A 14,385-nucleotide genomic window follows, 5' to 3' on the forward strand; every position below is an offset into this window, starting at 1 on the left:
TACAACGAGATTGAAAACTTACAAGTATGATGTGAGGTGAGCAGGTAAAAAAACAGGTGTAAATACACACATTTTAACAATTGACGGGGCAAAATTTTCGGTCTGTAAATAGAGAATTGCAGCTAAGCCCTTGTCCTGACTGGCGGGAACATTATCAGTAGCTTAGCGGCAACAGGCCGGAAAAAAAAGCTGAGATAAATCTCACTTTTTACTTAATGAAACAAATCCGAGGGAATTTTTGTGCTTCCGGGTTGTCTGGCAGAAATGATATCAGCTTCTTCCGGGCGCATAATCAGACCCAAAGCTTCGCCTTCTTCTGCTGCCTGCTGCAGCATCTGACGCTCATTCTCTTGCAGTTCACAGGGTATCCAGGCCAGCACTACGCTGTAATTTCCGGTACGCAGCGCTTTCGCCATGTTCTCAACCGTACTGATCCGGTTTGATTCAGTAATATGCATACTTTTCTCAAGCGGCAGACCAGACTGCTGGATCCAGCGGCGGCTGACTTTATGCGCTGGCGTCAGCCAGAGCTGCCAGCGTGACTGTTCGCTCAGCTGTTTGAGCACCGGAAGCAGAAGCAATTGCATCATGCCAGGATGCTCACTGTAGCGTAATTCCGTTATACCGCCCATTGACGGCTGAACTGCAGTGGAAGGCGCTAACCAGGAGGAACGATCAACAGGGCCAGAGAAATGCGTGCGCATAATATACTCGCTCAGTAGTGAACTGGATGAATGTACAGTACTGTTTAAATTAACAGAGATCAACTTCATTTTCTGAAAATGTCTCTCAAAACTGGCAGAAGATGGCACCAAAAGCGTTTTATTCGTTGAATCAGTAAATCGTTTTTTTTATCTTCTAACTAAATGAATAGTCACTGTTTTATAGGAAATACCCTGCACAAGGAATGAGGAAAAGGGACATGATGAAGCGAAAAAATGAGGTAGTGGAACAATCGATCGACGCCCTGTCGGTTCTGGGAGATATAGAGTCGCGTACGCAGTTTGGCGGCTATGCGCTGGCTATTGAGCGCGTGGTGTTCGCCTATATTGATAATGACACGCTCTACCTGCGCGCCAGTGAGGCGCTGCGGCTTTATGCCGTTCAGCGGCCGCTGGAGCCGCTGGTTTACCGCAAGCGCGGTATCCCTGTCACCCTGAGCTACTTCAAAGTGGATCAGCAGCTATGGCAGGACAGGAGACAGCTGATCAGTTTGTCAGCCAGCTCCCTGCAGGCGGCACAGGCTGATGCTGCAGTAAAACATATTTCGCTGCGGCTCAAAGATCTTCCTAATCTCAGTTTGCGTATGGAGCTGATGCTGCATAAAGCGGGGATCAGCTCGGTGGAATCACTGCAGGAGATGGGGTCACGACAGAGCTGGCTTAAGCTGCGCAGCGTCAACAAGCATGTCGGGTTGAAAACGCTGCTGGCACTGGAAGGAGCGATCTCTGGCCATCATCAGGCGGCGCTTCCGGCAGACGTAAAAGAGGCGCTGAGCAGCTGGTACCAGGAGCGGCTACGCCGGTAAACCCGGGAGCCGCTGTTACTGTTTCAGGCCTGCGCCAGGGCGCGGCGCAGGCGGGCGATCTCAGGCAGCAGCGTGATCAGTAAATCGAGCTGCTGCAAAATCAGAGGTGCCTGGGCTTCAGAGCTGGTTTTCAGTTCGCCGATGCGCTGCTGAAGCGTATGTTGCATCGCGGCTACCCGATCGTTTGTCACGCACTCAATCTGTAAAACATCCTCAACAAAACAGACGGCGTCATCAAGCAGCGTGAGCAGTTTCCCCGATGATAAGCGGGTGCGATGTGCACCCAGCGCTGAGATATAGCTCAGAAACGAGTGATTAAGACAGAGCAGTCTGAAGGCGTGCTCCCGCAGCGTCTGATCTGCCCGGCGTTCACTATTTATGTTCGATACCACAGAAGCGAGTTCGGCGTCAGCGTTGTGCGCATCCCGGCGTGCGACCCGGTAAGCCAGCCGGTTATCTTTGCCCTGATGATACTGTTCCATAATGGCATCCAGATAGCGGCAGTTAGCATTCAGCGCGCGATCGGCTATTGTGGTGAGCTTGCGAAAACGCCAGTCAGGCCAGACAAACGCCACCGCCAGCCAGGCGAGTCCGCATCCCAGAAGCGTATCAACAATACGCGGCAGGGCCACGTCAAAGCCTTCACCCAGTAAATTGAAGCAGAGCAGTACCAGCAGGGTAATAAACAGCGTGGCCTGCGCATACTGAATCTGACGGAAAGCAAAAAACAGCACGCCGCTGAGGACGATCAGCAGCAGCTGCCCCTCCACCGAGGGCACCAGCCACAGCACCGGCAGCCCGATTGCCACACCTGCCAGCGTCCCCCCGATACGCAGCGCCAGCCGGCGACGCGTGGCGTTATAGTTGGGCTGACAGACAAACAGGCTGGTAAGCAGTATCCAGTAACCGCGCTGCAGCCCGGTAATCTGAATAAAGGCATAACCTATACAGAGCACCAGCGACATTCGGATAGCGTGGCGAAACAGCGGAGACGCGGGCGTAAGATGACGGCTCAGACGCAGACGTATATCGGACCAGCCACGCAGCGTGTCACGCGAAAGATGGTGCTCACTCTGCAGCGGCGTCTCAAACAGCTGCTGTTCTGAAGCAAGCGAAGCAAGTTGTGCATCAATGGCGCGCAGATTACGCAGTAACCAGGAGAGCGGGGCGGTATGTCCGGCATCCGGGTCGCTTTGCTGCAGTCGCTCAAGGGCCGTCTCAAGGCGCGCAAAAGCACGCTCGAAATGGCTGCTGTGATGCCAGCGCTGGCGCAATACGATCGTTTCAGCCAGCTGGCGACACGCCTGCGCCTGCATATTCAGCAGACGCTGAAAACGGAACAGGATTTCGTTGTAACGCCAGTTATTTCGCAGCTGGTGATACTGTATGTGCGAAGAGCTGGCGCGCTCATGAATATCCTGCGCCACAAAATAGTAATGCAGACTGCGGCGGGTACTGCGTGAACCCCGATCGCCGCGCAGCCGGCTCTGAATGGTATTTTTAGTCTGATTCAGCTGCGCGACTAACTGGCTGTTAGCCATTGCGGTGGCAATCAGAGCGGCATCATCCTGCTCACCGCCGTCCGGATCAAACAGGTTTGCTTTCGCCTCAAGATAACGCGCCAGCTGGGAAAAGCTGGCCGCCAGCTGCTCCTGAACGGGTCGCACCGGAAACATCAGGTGGCCAATAAAGGTCAGCAGGTTGTACCAGAGTGCTCCCGTCAGCAGCAGCGCGGGCTGCATCCACCACTGTGGAAAGAGCCCGATACCCAGCATGGTATATACCGCAATCAGCAGGGCACCAAACGCGATGGTCGCGTAACGCTGGCCAAGCGCGCCCAGCAGGATAAATCCCCAGCTTGAGAGCGCCAGGCCGGCAGTGAACGCCCAGGGTCTGGGGAAAAGCAGCTCAACGGAGACCGACGCGATACAGAAGCAGCACAGGGTGATGATCAGATTGCGCAGACGGCCTGTCCAGCGGTCGTCAAGATCGGCCAGCGCGGCAGCGACCACCCCCAGCGTAAGCGGAATGGTCCACTCTACCTGCTGCAGCCACCAGGGAAACGCAGCGCAGCCCGACAGCGCCAGAAAAATACGCAGCAGATAGCGCAGGCTGCTGTTAAACAGATAGCGGCGCCAGGCGGGCATAGCGTCGGACATAAACCGGATCCTCAGTAGCGGCTGCGCGCGTTAGCTTCACGCGCTGCCTGTGCCTCTTCCACGCTGACCACCCGACGGCCAACCGGCCAGAGTGAAATCGCAGCCAGCTTAAAGTGCGCCAGCCCGGTGGGAATACCGATAATGCTCAGACATTGCATGATTCCGGTTGAAATATGCATTACGCAAAGCCACCAGCCAAAGAAAATAAGCCAGAAGATGTTCAGAAATGTACCGCCAGCGTTGAGAAACGCACTTTTGCTGTCAGGACGCAGTACATCAACGTGAACCGCTTCATTGCCGAACGGAACCAGCGAAAGTTTTGTGATTTCCCAGCAGGAGCGCGTCAGCGGTAGCGTAAAAATCAGCACAATGCTGACCAGCGTGGCAAAGAGCCAGCCAAGCGTAGTGAGAAAGCCGCCAAGGATAAAATTCAGAATATTAAGAACGGTGCGCATAACGCGTTTTTCCTTTTGCAATCCGCAATATGTGCCGCCAAGTTTAGCCTGTTTTAAGGCTGGAGCGCCAAGTGTCTGACAGGTAAACTGCGCAATAACTGAATTTCACCTGATGATGCGGACATGGAACTGAAAGCAACAGCAATGGGTAAACGTCTGGCGCAGCATCCTTACAACCGGGTGCGTTTGCTGACCGCCGGTGTTGAAGTCAGCGGCGATCGTCATGAATACCTTATTCCGTTTAATCAGCTGCTGGATATCAGCTGCAAACGCGGTCTGGTATGGGGCGAGCTGGAGTTTTTGCTGGCGGAGAATCAGGTGGTGCGGCTGCATGGTACCGAGTGGCAGGAGACGCAGCGTTTTTATCACTATCTGCAGCACGCCTGGCAGCAGTGGAGCGCTGAAATGAGCCATATCAGTACGGGCGTGCTGGATGAGCTGCTGCAGCATATTTCGCAGCTGACCGCAGAGGATCGCTGGCTAAAGCGAAGTGAGCTGGCTGCTATCCTGGCCCGGGTTAACGAGACGATTGCGGCACTGCCGCTGCCGCTGGCGCGCCTGGAGGCGCTGGATAACTGTCGTGAACGCTGGCATCGCTGCCGGCAGTGGCTGGAGCAGGGCGAAGCCACAATTCGCCAGCGTAACCGTCGCTGGAGCGAGCAGGTGATTCAGGCAAATCCGGATTTTTTCGCCACGGTTGAGCGCTCACCGCTTAATCGTGCGCAGGCAGAAGCGGTGGTTAATGGTGAAGAGACGTTGCTGGTCCTGGCGGGTGCAGGCAGCGGTAAAACCGCCGTGCTGGTGGCACGTGCTGGCTGGCTGCTGCAGCGGCGACTGGCTCATCCTGACCAGATACTGCTGCTGGCATTTGGCCGGGAGGCTGCAGAAGAGATAAATCAACGCCTGGACACGCAACTTAACGTAAAGGCGTTGCAGGCGCGTACCTTTCATGCGCTGGCGCTGCATATTATTCGCGAGAGTGGCCGCAAGCCGCCGGTTATCAGCCAGCTGGAGAGTGACAGCGCTGCCCGTCGCCAGCTGCTACTGGAGAGCTGGCGCGACCAGTGCGCGGCTAAAAAGGCGCAGGCCAGCGGCTGGCGTCAGTGGCTGGAGGAGGATCTGGCGTGGACGTTGCCGGACGGCGCATTCTGGCAGGATAGCGCTATCGCGCAGCGGCTGGCGCCGCGTCTTGAGCAGTGGCTGGGCCTGCTGCGGATGCAGAGCGGTAATCAGGCGGAAACAATCGCGGCCGCTCCGGAAGCGTGGCGCGATAGCTTCAGTAAGCGGATAAAACTGATGGCTCCGCTACTGAAAGCCTGGAAAAGTGCGCTTAAAGCGGAGGGCGCCGTTGATTTTGCCGGCCTGATCCAGCAGGCGACAGAGGTGCTGGAAAAAAGACGTTTTATCAGCCCCTGGAAGCATATTCTGGTCGATGAGTTTCAGGATATCTCGCCGCAGCGTGCCGCACTTTTAAAGGCGTTGCGCGCGCAGAATGCTCATACCAGCCTGTTTGCTGCAGGCGATGACTGGCAGGCAATCTACCGTTTTAGCGGCGCTAAGCTCAATCTGACCACCGCTTTTCACCACTATTTTGGCGACGGCGACAGCTGCGTGCTGGATACCACCTATCGCTTCAATAGCCGCATTGCTGACATTGCTAATGGTTTTATCCAGCAAAATCCGCACCAGCTGAAAAAAACGCTCACCAGTCTGAGCAAAGGAAGTAAAAAGGCGGTAACGCTGCTGCCGGACGATCAGCTGGAGGGGCTGCTGGACAAACTCAGCGGATTTGCGAAACCGGAAGAGAGGATTTTGCTGCTGGCGCGCTACCATCATCTGCGTCCGGCGCTGCTGGACCGGGCAAAAACGCGCTGGCCCGGATTACAGCTGGAGTTTATGACAATCCATGCCAGTAAAGGTCAGCAGGCGGAGTACGTCATCCTGACCGGCCTCCATCAGGGAGCCGATGGCTTTCCGGCTCCGGCGCGTGAGTCGGTGCTGGAGGAGGGGCTGCTGCCACCCGTGGAAGATTTTCCCGATGCGGAAGAGCGGCGCCTCGCTTATGTGGCTATGACGCGGGCACGTGAACAGGTGTGGCTGCTGTTTAATAAAGCCTGTCCGTCGCGCTTTGTTGAACAGCTGCGTGAGCTGGGTGTACCGGTAGCGCGTAAAGCCTGAGCCAGGCAGCGCCAGGAAAAGTGAGGCGCTAGCTGGTGCGTAACGTTTTCATCCAGCTCAGTAACTTTTGCCGGGTTGCTGCATCAAAGCGTTTAAACCAGCGCTGTATTGAGGGCAAATCGCTGGCATCCTGCCAGGCAAAATCGGGGTTTTCGCTTACTGCTGTCGCCGAAGGAGCAGCAAAGCGCAGTACGGATGCCGTCTGTGCTGCGCGGTTATAAGCCATCATCGCCTGCATCATGTCACCGCTGCTGCTCTGCGGCAGACGATCGCGCAGGCTGGCAATTTCTGTGCCCCGCTCATCAATCAGCCTGAAGTTTAGGAGCTTATTAAACGTGCTGCGTTCACGCCGGCTGTTCAGCGAGGGCAGGTGGATCGCCACAGAGTGTGCTTCCGCGGTAAATGTGACAATCATCGGCACTGACTGGAAATGGGTTGCGTCAGGACAGGGTTTCTCAACGCGAAACAGAAACTGATGCTGCCCCTGTTCCAGCTCAAGGCTGTCTGCGCCTTTTAATAGTGAGCCGGCAATTTTCCGCCCGTCAAGCACCAGCAAATCAATCTGCGGATCGAGTTTAAGCGTAATGGCGGGGCAGGATGCTGTGACAAGCAGCGCAATAATGCCTGTGACAGCCGGTGACAGCTTCATTTCTACTCCCGAAATATGGCGGGTAATCAGTGATGTGTAGCAAAGTATTTCATTATGGCACTAAATTTACATTTAAACATATTTATTCGTGCCCTGGCGCAAACATTTCATCTTTGCGGCTTGCGCCGCGAGCGGAAAGGGCAGCTACACTCTGGCAATAAAGAGAAGGGGAAATGAATGAACGATCAAACAATTCGTGATGTGCTGATGAATACCCGTCGTATCGCACTGGTGGGGGCCAGCGACAAACCGGCTCGTCCCAGCTATGGCGTGATGCGTTACTTACTGGATCAGGGATATGAGGTGATTCCGGTGAGCCCTAAACTGGCGGGGCAGCAGCTGATGGGGCAGACCGCCTACGCTTCACTGGCAGAAATCCCCGGTAAAGTCGATATGGTAGATGTATTCCGTAATGCTGAGGCGGCATGGGAGGTGGCACAGGACGCTATTGCGATTGGCGCGAAAACGCTGTGGCTGCAGCTCGGCGTTATCAATGAGCAGGCGGCCGTGCTGGCAAGTGATGCTGGCCTGACGGTGATTATGGACCGCTGTCCGAAGATTGAAATCCCGCGTCTGAATATTACGCCAGCCTGAATCAGACAATAAAACGGCGACCTGCGTCGCCGATATAATTAATGTCGCAGGCTGGGTGCCTGCAGCTGCTGCCGGATAGAGGCGGCCAGCTCATCCATAGAGGGCTGCTCTGGGTGCTCGAACAGCGTTTCACCCGCCAGCTGCACTTCTGCAACGTAGGTGTGCACCTGTTCACCCTCTTCATCTTCCATCACCACATGATACCAGGGGGCGGCACGCAGTGTTTCCGTTGCACCAACTTCATCCAGTTCCGGCTCATCCAGCGAATACTCAGGGTCAACATCGACGATGACACCCAGCACGCCAGAAAGACGATGCCGGACCTGCTGTCCAATTCCAAATTTACTGGCAATCATTGCGACCTCCCAAAACTTTACCTGCCACTAAATATGGGGGCAGGGATCAGGTTTTCAAGTCACAGTACGCGGCAGGCAAAACCTTTCAGATAGAGACCTTCCGGATAGCTGGCTATTACCGGGTGATCGGCCGCCTGACGGAACTGCTCTATAAATTGTACATCACGTCCGGCATCCAGCGCCGCATCGGCCACAATCTTCTGAAATAAATCCGTAGCCATCAGGCCGGAGCAGGAGAACGTCAGCAGAATACCGCCTGGATTAAGCAGCTGCATCGCCAGCATATTGATATCTTTATAGCCACGGCAGGCGCCCATCAGCTGGTTTTTGTTCTCAACGAATTTAGGCGGATCCATAATAATCAGATCAAACTTTTCGCCTGCATCACGATAGCGGCGCAGCAGTTTAAAAACGTCATCCCGCAGGAACTGTGCCCGCGACACGTCGAGCCCGTTCAGCTCAACGTTCTGTTTTGCTACGTCCAGCGCATCCTGTGAGGTATCCACGCTCAGCACTTCGCGACAGCCACCGAGCAGCGCCGAAATGGCAAATCCGCCGGTATAAGAGAAGCAGTTAAGCACGCGCGCGTCCTGCGCATAGCGACGGGTGGCATAACGGCTGTCGCGCTGATCAAGATAGTAGCCGGTCTTATGGCCGCCCTGAATATCTACCAGCAGTTTCATACCGTGCTCGGTAATAGGCAGCAGGGCAGGCGGCAGTTCGCCGCTCACCGGGCCCTGTGCCAGCGGCAGCCCCTCTTTCTTACGCACGGCGACGTCGGAACGATCGTAGATAGCGCACTCCGGATAGCACTGCTGCAGCGCAGAGACAATGGCAGGCCGCTGATACTCTGCCCCTGCGGACAGAAGCTGCAGTACCAGAAAATGACCAAAGCGATCGATGGTTACGCCGGGCATACCATCTGATTCGCCAGCGATCAGGCGATAGCTATCGAGTCCGTCGCGGGTCGCCAGCCAGTCACGCCACTGTTGCGCCTGCTCTAAACGGCGAACAAAGAAGGCGATATCGATTGATTCATCCTGTTGCCAGCTCCAGACACGTGCGCGAATTTGCGACTCCGGTGAATAAGCGGCACGTGCCAGCCATTTGCCAGAGCTGTCGCAGATATCAATAGTTTCGCCAGACTGCGCTTTTCCTTCCATGCGCGCAACGGCGCCGGAAAAGACCCAGGGATGACGGCGGAGCAGGGATTTTTCACGTCCCTTGGTGAGAATCAATCGAACGGTCATAGTTTGCTATGCTTACCTGAAAAAATGAGGCGCTATTTTCCGGCGGATGGCGCCAAATTGCAACGCGGAATAGGGGAAAGGCACTATGGCTGAACGCAGCTGCACAATCCGGGTATATGGCATGGTACAGGGCGTGGGCTTTCGTTATCACACCCAGCAGCAGGCGAAAGCGCTGGGCCTGACCGGTTACGCCCGTAATCAGTCCGATGGCAGCGTCGAAGTGCTGGCCTGCGGTCCGGAACGGCAGGTCGAAACGCTAATCAGCTGGCTTCAGGCAGGCGGGCCGCGCAGTGCGCGGGTGGACAACGTCGTGACCAGGCCCTGTGATCCGGCCGAACGACCGGCCAGCTTTACCACTGGCTGATCAGAGACACTTTGCGGGTTTAGGCAGGCCGGCAATTTTTGTCGCCTGCTTTGCCGGGCCGTCCGGAAAGAGGCGGAACAGATAGCGGCTGTTGCCTTTTTCCTCGCCATACTTTTTCGCCATCGCCTTTACCAGCATGCGCACTGCAGGCGAGGTGTTAAATTCCTGGTAGAAGTCGCGTACAAAGTGGACGACCTCCCAGTGAGCCTCGCTCATCTCAATGTTTTCCTGCCGGGCGATCGCCAGCGCTACCTCTTCACACCAGTCTGCGTGGTTAGTCAGATAGCCTTCTGCATCCGTTACAATCTCACTGCCGTTAACAATCACGCGTTTTCCTCATCTGTTATCTGCGCTTATTGTAAATTCCCGCCGCCTGGAAAAGCAAAAACCCCGCCAGAGCGGGGTTTGCTTTTTGTGCGCTGCAGCGTTAGTCGCGGTTAGCGAAACCCAGCAGGCTCAGCAGGCTGACAAAGATGTTATAGAGAGAGACGTAGAGTCCAACGGTCGCGCGGATGTAGTTGGTCTCGCCACCATGAATAATGTTACTGGTCTCCCACAGAATGGCCCCTGCAGAGAAGAGGATGAAAAGCGCGCTGATAGCCAGATGCAGGGCCGGCAGCTGCAGGAACAGATTTGCTACGACTGCAACCAGCAGAACGACAAAGCCTGCCATCATCATACCGCCAAGGAATGACATGTCGCGCCGGGTAGTCAGTACATAGGCTGAACAGCAGAAGAAGACCAGCGCCGTGCCGCCCAGCGCCATGGCGATAACATCGCCCATGCCCGCGCTCAGAAACGAACTGAGGATAGGCCCCAGGCAGTAGCCGAGGAAGCCGGTGAAGGCGAACGCTGCTGCTATTCCGGCCGGACTATTTGCCAGACGGTAAGTCAGAAACATCAAACCATAAAAACCTACCAGCATCAGGATCAGGCCGGGTGAGGGGAGTGCATAGACCGTGCTCAGCGTGGCGGTCACTGCAGAAAACGCCAGTGTCAGGCCGAGCAGAAAATAGGTATTACGCAGGACTTTATGAGTGCCGATCAGAGATTGTTGCTGTGATGAGCTGATAATTTTGTCCATCATTTACTCCTTAAAGAGAGAGGACACCTTACATGCGCTGAGAATACGCAGCGGGGTCAGAACAGCAAAGGCGTTTTACCCATCTTTACGCGATAAATTGCTGTTTCAGTAAGCAGAATGCTGTTTTTGACGGCGAAAAAAACAAATTTGGCTGTTTTTCAGGCGAACGATTCATTCATCGCTTTACATCATCCTGGGGGATGTTTATAGTGCGCCTCATTGCGGAGGGGTGGCCGAGTGGCTTAAGGCAGCGGTCTTGAAAACCGCCGATGGGAAACCATCCGAGAGTTCGAATCTCTCCTCCTCCGCCACTTTATCTCTGCAGATAAAGTACAATCTGTATCCGGAGGGATGGCCGAGTGGCTTAAGGCAGCGGTCTTGAAAACCGCCGATGGGAAACCATCCGAGAGTTCGAATCTCTCTTCCTCCGCCAAATTTAAAGAAGCCCGCAGCGATGCGGGCTTTTTGCTTTTCCCGCCCCGACCCTTCCTGCTGCTCTAACCCTGACGTTTGCTGCTATAGTCCATTCACAGTTTTTATAAACAGCGGGCGATTTTCGTCAGCAAGCTGAGTTACACTGTGCGGTAATTCGCTCTTTGGCGGGCTAATCGTTTGAATGCCAGAGTGTTTCACTGATGAATTATGGAATGGGCACAATGATCAAAAAACTGAGTCTTTGCGCGTTGTCAGTTGTTGCGGCGCTTCCGGTAAGCCTGTCAGCGACCGCAGCAGAAGGGGATATGCAGCTGCAGCAGGTGCTGATGCTGAGCCGTCACAATCTGCGTGCGCCGCTGGCGACAAACGGCAGCGCACTGGAGCAATCCACTAAAAAGAGCTGGCCGCAATGGGATGTGCCGGGCGGTGAACTCACCACCAAAGGCGGCGTGCTGGAAGTCTATATGGGTAAATATACCCGTCAGTGGCTGACGCAGCAGGGGCTGCTGGCTGGCGGCAATTGCCCGGATACCAGCGATGTTTTCATTTATGCAAATAGCCTTCAGCGCACCGTTGCGACCGCACAGTTTTTTGCTGCGGGTGCCTTTCCTGGCTGTGACGTTGCGGTAACGCATCAGGATGCCATGGGAACGATGGATCCCATCTTTAATCCGGTGATTACCGATGACAGCGAAGCGTTTAACAAAAAAGCGCTGGCGGCGATGACGGCAGAGAATGAGAAGCTGGCACTGAAGCCTGCGCTGCAGCGTCTGGAAAAGATTGTTGATTATAAATCGTCGCCTGCCTGCAATGGTAAAAAGCAGTGCACGCTGGACAGCGGTGATAACACTTTCAGCGCAGATAATGGCAAAGAGCCAGGCGTCAGCGGTCCGCTGAAAATCGGTAATTCCCTTGTTGATGCGTTCACGCTGCAATATTACGAAGGTTTCCCGGCAGAGCAGGTTGCCTGGGGGCAGATTAAAACGCCTGAGCAGTGGAAAGAGCTGGCGTCAGTCAAAAACGGTTATCAGGATGCGCTCTTCAGCTCGCCAGAGGTTGCGCGTGAAGTTGCTGCACCGCTGGTGGATTACATCCGCAGCCAGCTGGTTGATGAAGATAAGGCCAGCGCACCTAAAGTAACGCTGATGGTAGGGCATGATTCAAATATCGCCTCGCTGCTCAGCGCGCTGCAGGTGAAGCCTTACACTCTGCCGGGCAACGATGAGAAAACCCCTATCGGCGGACAGGTTGTATTTGAACGCTGGCACGATGGCAAAAATAACAAAGATCTGCTGAAAATAGAGTATGTCTATCAGACCGCCGATCAGCTGCGTAACGCAGATGTGCTGAGCCTCAAAAACCCGCCAAAACGTGTCACGCTGCAGCTTGCCGGCTGTGATACTGATGCCAATGGCTATTGCAGCTGGGAGCAGTTCTCTGCGGCACTGAACAGCGCACTGCAGGGGACGCCCATGCAGCCTGCGGCCGTGCAGGAAGCGAAGCCGCAGCAGGCTGCAGACAGTGCGCCGGACGCGAAAGCTGCCGCAGAGAAACCGGCTGACGATAACGCTAAAGCTAAAGATAAAGCTGAACAGGCGGCTGCTGATAAAGCGAAAGCAGACGCCGCCGCAGATAAGGCGAAAGCAGACGCTGCCGCAGAGAAAACCGCTGCTGATAAGGCGAAAGCGGACAAAGCAGCCGCTGATAAAGCGGCGGCTGATAAAGCGAAAGCGGACAAAGCAGCAGAAGATAAAGCGAAAGCTGATGCTGCTGCAGCGCAAAACGCGCAGCCGGAGGCGGCATCCGGTAAACCCGCCGCTGAGGCAAAGCCAGCTCAGCAACCTGCTACCGCAGGTTAACCGGCAGCAGGCTATAAAAAACCCCGCTCTGGCGGGGTTTTTTTTGGTCGTCAGCCGGCAATAACCACCAGCTTCTGATTGGCAAACTCTTTCAGACCGAGATCGGAAAGTTCACGCCCGTAACCGGAGCGTTTTATCCCGCCAAAGGGGAGCTCAGCTGCGGTGTCACTCTGTGAATTGATAAACACCATGCCGGTCTCAATCTGTGACGCCAGCCGGCGCGCGCGCGCAATATCCCGCGTCCAGATAGATCCGCCAAGGCCATAGTGCGAATCGTTCGCCAGCGCCACGGCAGCCTCATCACTCTCTGCAATATAGAGCTGCGCAACCGGGCCAAAAAACTCCTGATAATAAGCGGGATTATCGGGCGTCAGCCCGGTCAGCAGAGTGGGCTGATAATAGCATCCGACGCCTTCAATAATGCGCCCGCCAAAGCGCAGCTCTGCGCCATGCTCTACCGCCTCTTCAACCTGTCGCGCCAGCCGGTCACGCGCATCAAGGGAAGAGAGCGGTCCGAGCGTGGTTTTTTCATCCAGTGGATCGCCCGGCACAGCGGACTGCAGCGCGGCGCTGAATTTGCTCATGAACGCCTCGGCGATCTGCGCATGCACAATAAACCGTTTAGCAGCGGTGCAGACCTGTCCGCAGTTGCTCAGACGTGCCTGCGCGCCCTGGCGTACCGCTTCATCCAGGTCAGCATCGTCCAGAACAATAAAGACGTCATTGCCACCCAGTTCAAGGGTGGATTTTTTCAGGTGTTTGCCCGCCTGCTGTGCAACCGCACTGCCGGCGCGTTCGGAGCCGGTCAGCGCCACGCCCTGAACGCGATCGTCAGCGATAAGATCCGCCACCTGCTCATTGGAGATAAACAGGTTACTCCAGGCACCTTCTGGTGCACCCGCTTCACGTACCAGTTGCTCAAAGATATCCGCGCAGTGCGGCACAATATTGGCATGTTTTGCCAGCACCGGATTACCCAGCGCCAGATTAGGTGCCAGAACACGCATCAGCTGATAATAAGGGAAGTTCCATGGTTCAACCGCAACGATAACGCCAATCGGATGATATTCCACCCAGGCTTCCCCGATTTCGCTGGCGTAGGGCTGAGGCTGCAGAAAAGCAGCGGCATGCTCAGCGTAATATCGCGCAATGCTGATGCAGATGCTGACTTCACCACGGCTCTGACCAATCAGCTTGCCCATTTCACGACTCGCTATGGTGGCCAGCTCCTCTTTGCGCTGATCCATGAGATCGGCCAGGCGGCTCAGCACCTGGAGGCGTGGCTGGATATCACCTTTGCTCCAGGCTGAGTGGTAGAGCGCATCTGCGGTTTCGAGCGCCTGGTACACGCGGGCGTCATCATGTGTCTCCCAGTTTTTCAGCAGCTGATTATTTGCCGGATTGATGCTCTGGTAAGCCGTCATCGCGTCCCCCTGTTGGTGTTGCCATAAAAAAGGCGGGCCATGCCCGCCGG

General features: G+C 55.4%; 14 protein-coding genes and 2 tRNA genes. 7 read left to right on the plus strand and 9 right to left on the minus strand.

The window, feature by feature from the left end:
• Window positions 1–212 precede the first annotated feature (212 nt).
• Window positions 213–704 (minus strand): SOS-induced cell division inhibitor SulA, encoded by a 492-nt coding sequence (gene sulA / locus C1Y41_RS02550; RefSeq protein ID WP_104084744.1) that lies wholly within the window; start codon window positions 702–704, stop codon window positions 213–215.
• Window positions 705–925: 221 nt separating this feature from the next.
• On the opposite strand from sulA, the gene C1Y41_RS02555 reads away from it, so the two are divergent.
• Window positions 926–1,528 (plus strand): TfoX/Sxy family DNA transformation protein, encoded by a 603-nt coding sequence (locus C1Y41_RS02555; protein WP_094111488.1) that lies wholly within the window; start codon window positions 926–928, stop codon window positions 1,526–1,528.
• Between the two features lie 23 nt (window positions 1,529–1,551).
• Here the strand turns inward: C1Y41_RS02555 and yccS are convergent, their stop codons facing one another.
• Window positions 1,552–3,687, minus strand: a complete 2,136-nt coding sequence (yccS, locus tag C1Y41_RS02560) for a YccS family putative transporter (RefSeq protein ID WP_104084745.1) — start codon at window positions 3,685–3,687, stop codon at window positions 1,552–1,554.
• An 11-nt stretch (window positions 3,688–3,698) separates the two neighbouring features.
• Window positions 3,699–4,142 carry a YccF domain-containing protein gene (locus C1Y41_RS02565; RefSeq protein ID WP_104084746.1) on the minus strand — a complete coding sequence of 148 codons (444 nt, stop codon included), beginning with the start codon at window positions 4,140–4,142 and terminating at the stop codon, window positions 3,699–3,701.
• Window positions 4,143–4,265: 123 nt separating this feature from the next.
• On the opposite strand from C1Y41_RS02565, the gene helD reads away from it, so the two are divergent.
• The gene (gene helD, locus C1Y41_RS02570) at window positions 4,266–6,320 is read left to right on the plus strand and encodes a DNA helicase IV (RefSeq protein ID WP_104084747.1); all 2,055 of its coding nucleotides are present in this window, start codon (window positions 4,266–4,268) and stop codon (window positions 6,318–6,320) included.
• Between the two features lie 28 nt (window positions 6,321–6,348).
• On the opposite strand, the gene C1Y41_RS02575 is transcribed toward helD, so the two are convergent.
• Window positions 6,349–6,969 (minus strand): DUF2057 family protein, encoded by a 621-nt coding sequence (locus C1Y41_RS02575; RefSeq protein WP_039383659.1) that lies wholly within the window; start codon window positions 6,967–6,969, stop codon window positions 6,349–6,351.
• Window positions 6,970–7,146: 177 nt separating this feature from the next.
• On the opposite strand from C1Y41_RS02575, the gene C1Y41_RS02580 reads away from it, so the two are divergent.
• The gene (locus C1Y41_RS02580) at window positions 7,147–7,563 is read left to right on the plus strand and encodes a CoA-binding protein (protein WP_039383662.1); all 417 of its coding nucleotides are present in this window, start codon (window positions 7,147–7,149) and stop codon (window positions 7,561–7,563) included.
• A 38-nt stretch (window positions 7,564–7,601) separates the two neighbouring features.
• Here C1Y41_RS02580 and hspQ read toward each other — a convergent pair whose 3' ends face one another.
• Window positions 7,602–7,919, minus strand: coding sequence for a heat shock protein HspQ (gene hspQ / locus C1Y41_RS02585; RefSeq protein ID WP_039383664.1), 318 nt, complete (start codon window positions 7,917–7,919; stop codon window positions 7,602–7,604).
• 59 nt (window positions 7,920–7,978) lie between these two features.
• Window positions 7,979–9,169, minus strand: a complete 1,191-nt coding sequence (gene rlmI, locus C1Y41_RS02590; RefSeq protein WP_039383665.1) for a 23S rRNA (cytosine(1962)-C(5))-methyltransferase RlmI — start codon at window positions 9,167–9,169, stop codon at window positions 7,979–7,981.
• 85 nt (window positions 9,170–9,254) lie between these two features.
• On the opposite strand from rlmI, the gene yccX reads away from it, so the two are divergent.
• On the plus strand, window positions 9,255–9,533 hold the full coding sequence (gene yccX / locus C1Y41_RS02595) for an acylphosphatase (protein ID WP_104084748.1): 279 nt from the start codon (window positions 9,255–9,257) through the stop codon (window positions 9,531–9,533).
• Here yccX and C1Y41_RS02600 read toward each other — a convergent pair whose 3' ends face one another.
• Window positions 9,534–9,860 (minus strand): TusE/DsrC/DsvC family sulfur relay protein, encoded by a 327-nt coding sequence (locus C1Y41_RS02600; protein ID WP_094111453.1) that lies wholly within the window; start codon window positions 9,858–9,860, stop codon window positions 9,534–9,536.
• 100 nt (window positions 9,861–9,960) lie between these two features.
• Entirely contained in the window at window positions 9,961–10,617 is a 657-nt protein-coding gene (gene yccA / locus C1Y41_RS02605; protein ID WP_039383670.1) for an FtsH protease modulator YccA, read from the minus strand.
• A 223-nt stretch (window positions 10,618–10,840) separates the two neighbouring features.
• Between yccA and C1Y41_RS02610 the strand changes: the two genes are divergently transcribed.
• The 3 genes from C1Y41_RS02610 (at window position 10,841) to agp (ending at window position 12,911) form a co-directional block, all read left to right on the plus strand.
• Window positions 10,841–10,928, plus strand: a tRNA-Ser gene (locus C1Y41_RS02610).
• Window positions 10,929–10,962: 34 nt separating this feature from the next.
• Window positions 10,963–11,050, plus strand: a tRNA-Ser gene (locus C1Y41_RS02615).
• Between the two features lie 223 nt (window positions 11,051–11,273).
• Window positions 11,274–12,911 carry a bifunctional glucose-1-phosphatase/inositol phosphatase gene (gene agp, locus C1Y41_RS02620; RefSeq protein ID WP_082032653.1) on the plus strand — a complete coding sequence of 546 codons (1,638 nt, stop codon included), beginning with the start codon at window positions 11,274–11,276 and terminating at the stop codon, window positions 12,909–12,911.
• Window positions 12,912–12,961: 50 nt separating this feature from the next.
• Here the strand turns inward: agp and C1Y41_RS02625 are convergent, their stop codons facing one another.
• Window positions 12,962–14,335, minus strand: a complete 1,374-nt coding sequence (locus C1Y41_RS02625) for an NAD-dependent succinate-semialdehyde dehydrogenase (protein WP_104084749.1) — start codon at window positions 14,333–14,335, stop codon at window positions 12,962–12,964.
• Window positions 14,336–14,385: the final 50 nt, after the last annotated feature.

It is taken from the genome of Pantoea sp. ICBG 1758 (assembly GCF_002928325.1).
GTDB classification, from domain to species: Bacteria; Pseudomonadota; Gammaproteobacteria; order Enterobacterales; family Enterobacteriaceae; genus Pantoea; species Pantoea eucrina.

Bases quoted from the DNA above. Each gene is read 5' to 3' on its own strand.
- sulA (WP_104084744.1), bottom strand. From the start codon at position 704: ATGCGCACGCATTTCTCTGGCCCTGTTGATCGTTCCTCCTGGTTAGCG.
- C1Y41_RS02555 (WP_094111488.1), top strand. From the start codon at position 926: ATGAAGCGAAAAAATGAGGTAGTGGAACAATCGATCGACGCCCTGTCG.
- yccS (WP_104084745.1), bottom strand. From the start codon at position 3,687: ATGTCCGACGCTATGCCCGCCTGGCGCCGCTATCTGTTTAACAGCAGC.
- C1Y41_RS02565 (WP_104084746.1), bottom strand. From the start codon at position 4,142: ATGCGCACCGTTCTTAATATTCTGAATTTTATCCTTGGCGGCTTTCTC.
- helD (WP_104084747.1), top strand. From the start codon at position 4,266: ATGGAACTGAAAGCAACAGCAATGGGTAAACGTCTGGCGCAGCATCCT.
- C1Y41_RS02575 (WP_039383659.1), bottom strand. From the start codon at position 6,969: ATGAAGCTGTCACCGGCTGTCACAGGCATTATTGCGCTGCTTGTCACA.
- C1Y41_RS02580 (WP_039383662.1), top strand. From the start codon at position 7,147: ATGAACGATCAAACAATTCGTGATGTGCTGATGAATACCCGTCGTATC.
- hspQ (WP_039383664.1), bottom strand. From the start codon at position 7,919: ATGATTGCCAGTAAATTTGGAATTGGACAGCAGGTCCGGCATCGTCTT.
- rlmI (WP_039383665.1), bottom strand. From the start codon at position 9,169: ATGACCGTTCGATTGATTCTCACCAAGGGACGTGAAAAATCCCTGCTC.
- yccX (WP_104084748.1), top strand. From the start codon at position 9,255: ATGGCTGAACGCAGCTGCACAATCCGGGTATATGGCATGGTACAGGGC.
- yccA (WP_039383670.1), bottom strand. From the start codon at position 10,617: ATGGACAAAATTATCAGCTCATCACAGCAACAATCTCTGATCGGCACT.
- agp (WP_082032653.1), top strand. From the start codon at position 11,274: ATGATCAAAAAACTGAGTCTTTGCGCGTTGTCAGTTGTTGCGGCGCTT.
- C1Y41_RS02625 (WP_104084749.1), bottom strand. From the start codon at position 14,335: ATGACGGCTTACCAGAGCATCAATCCGGCAAATAATCAGCTGCTGAAA.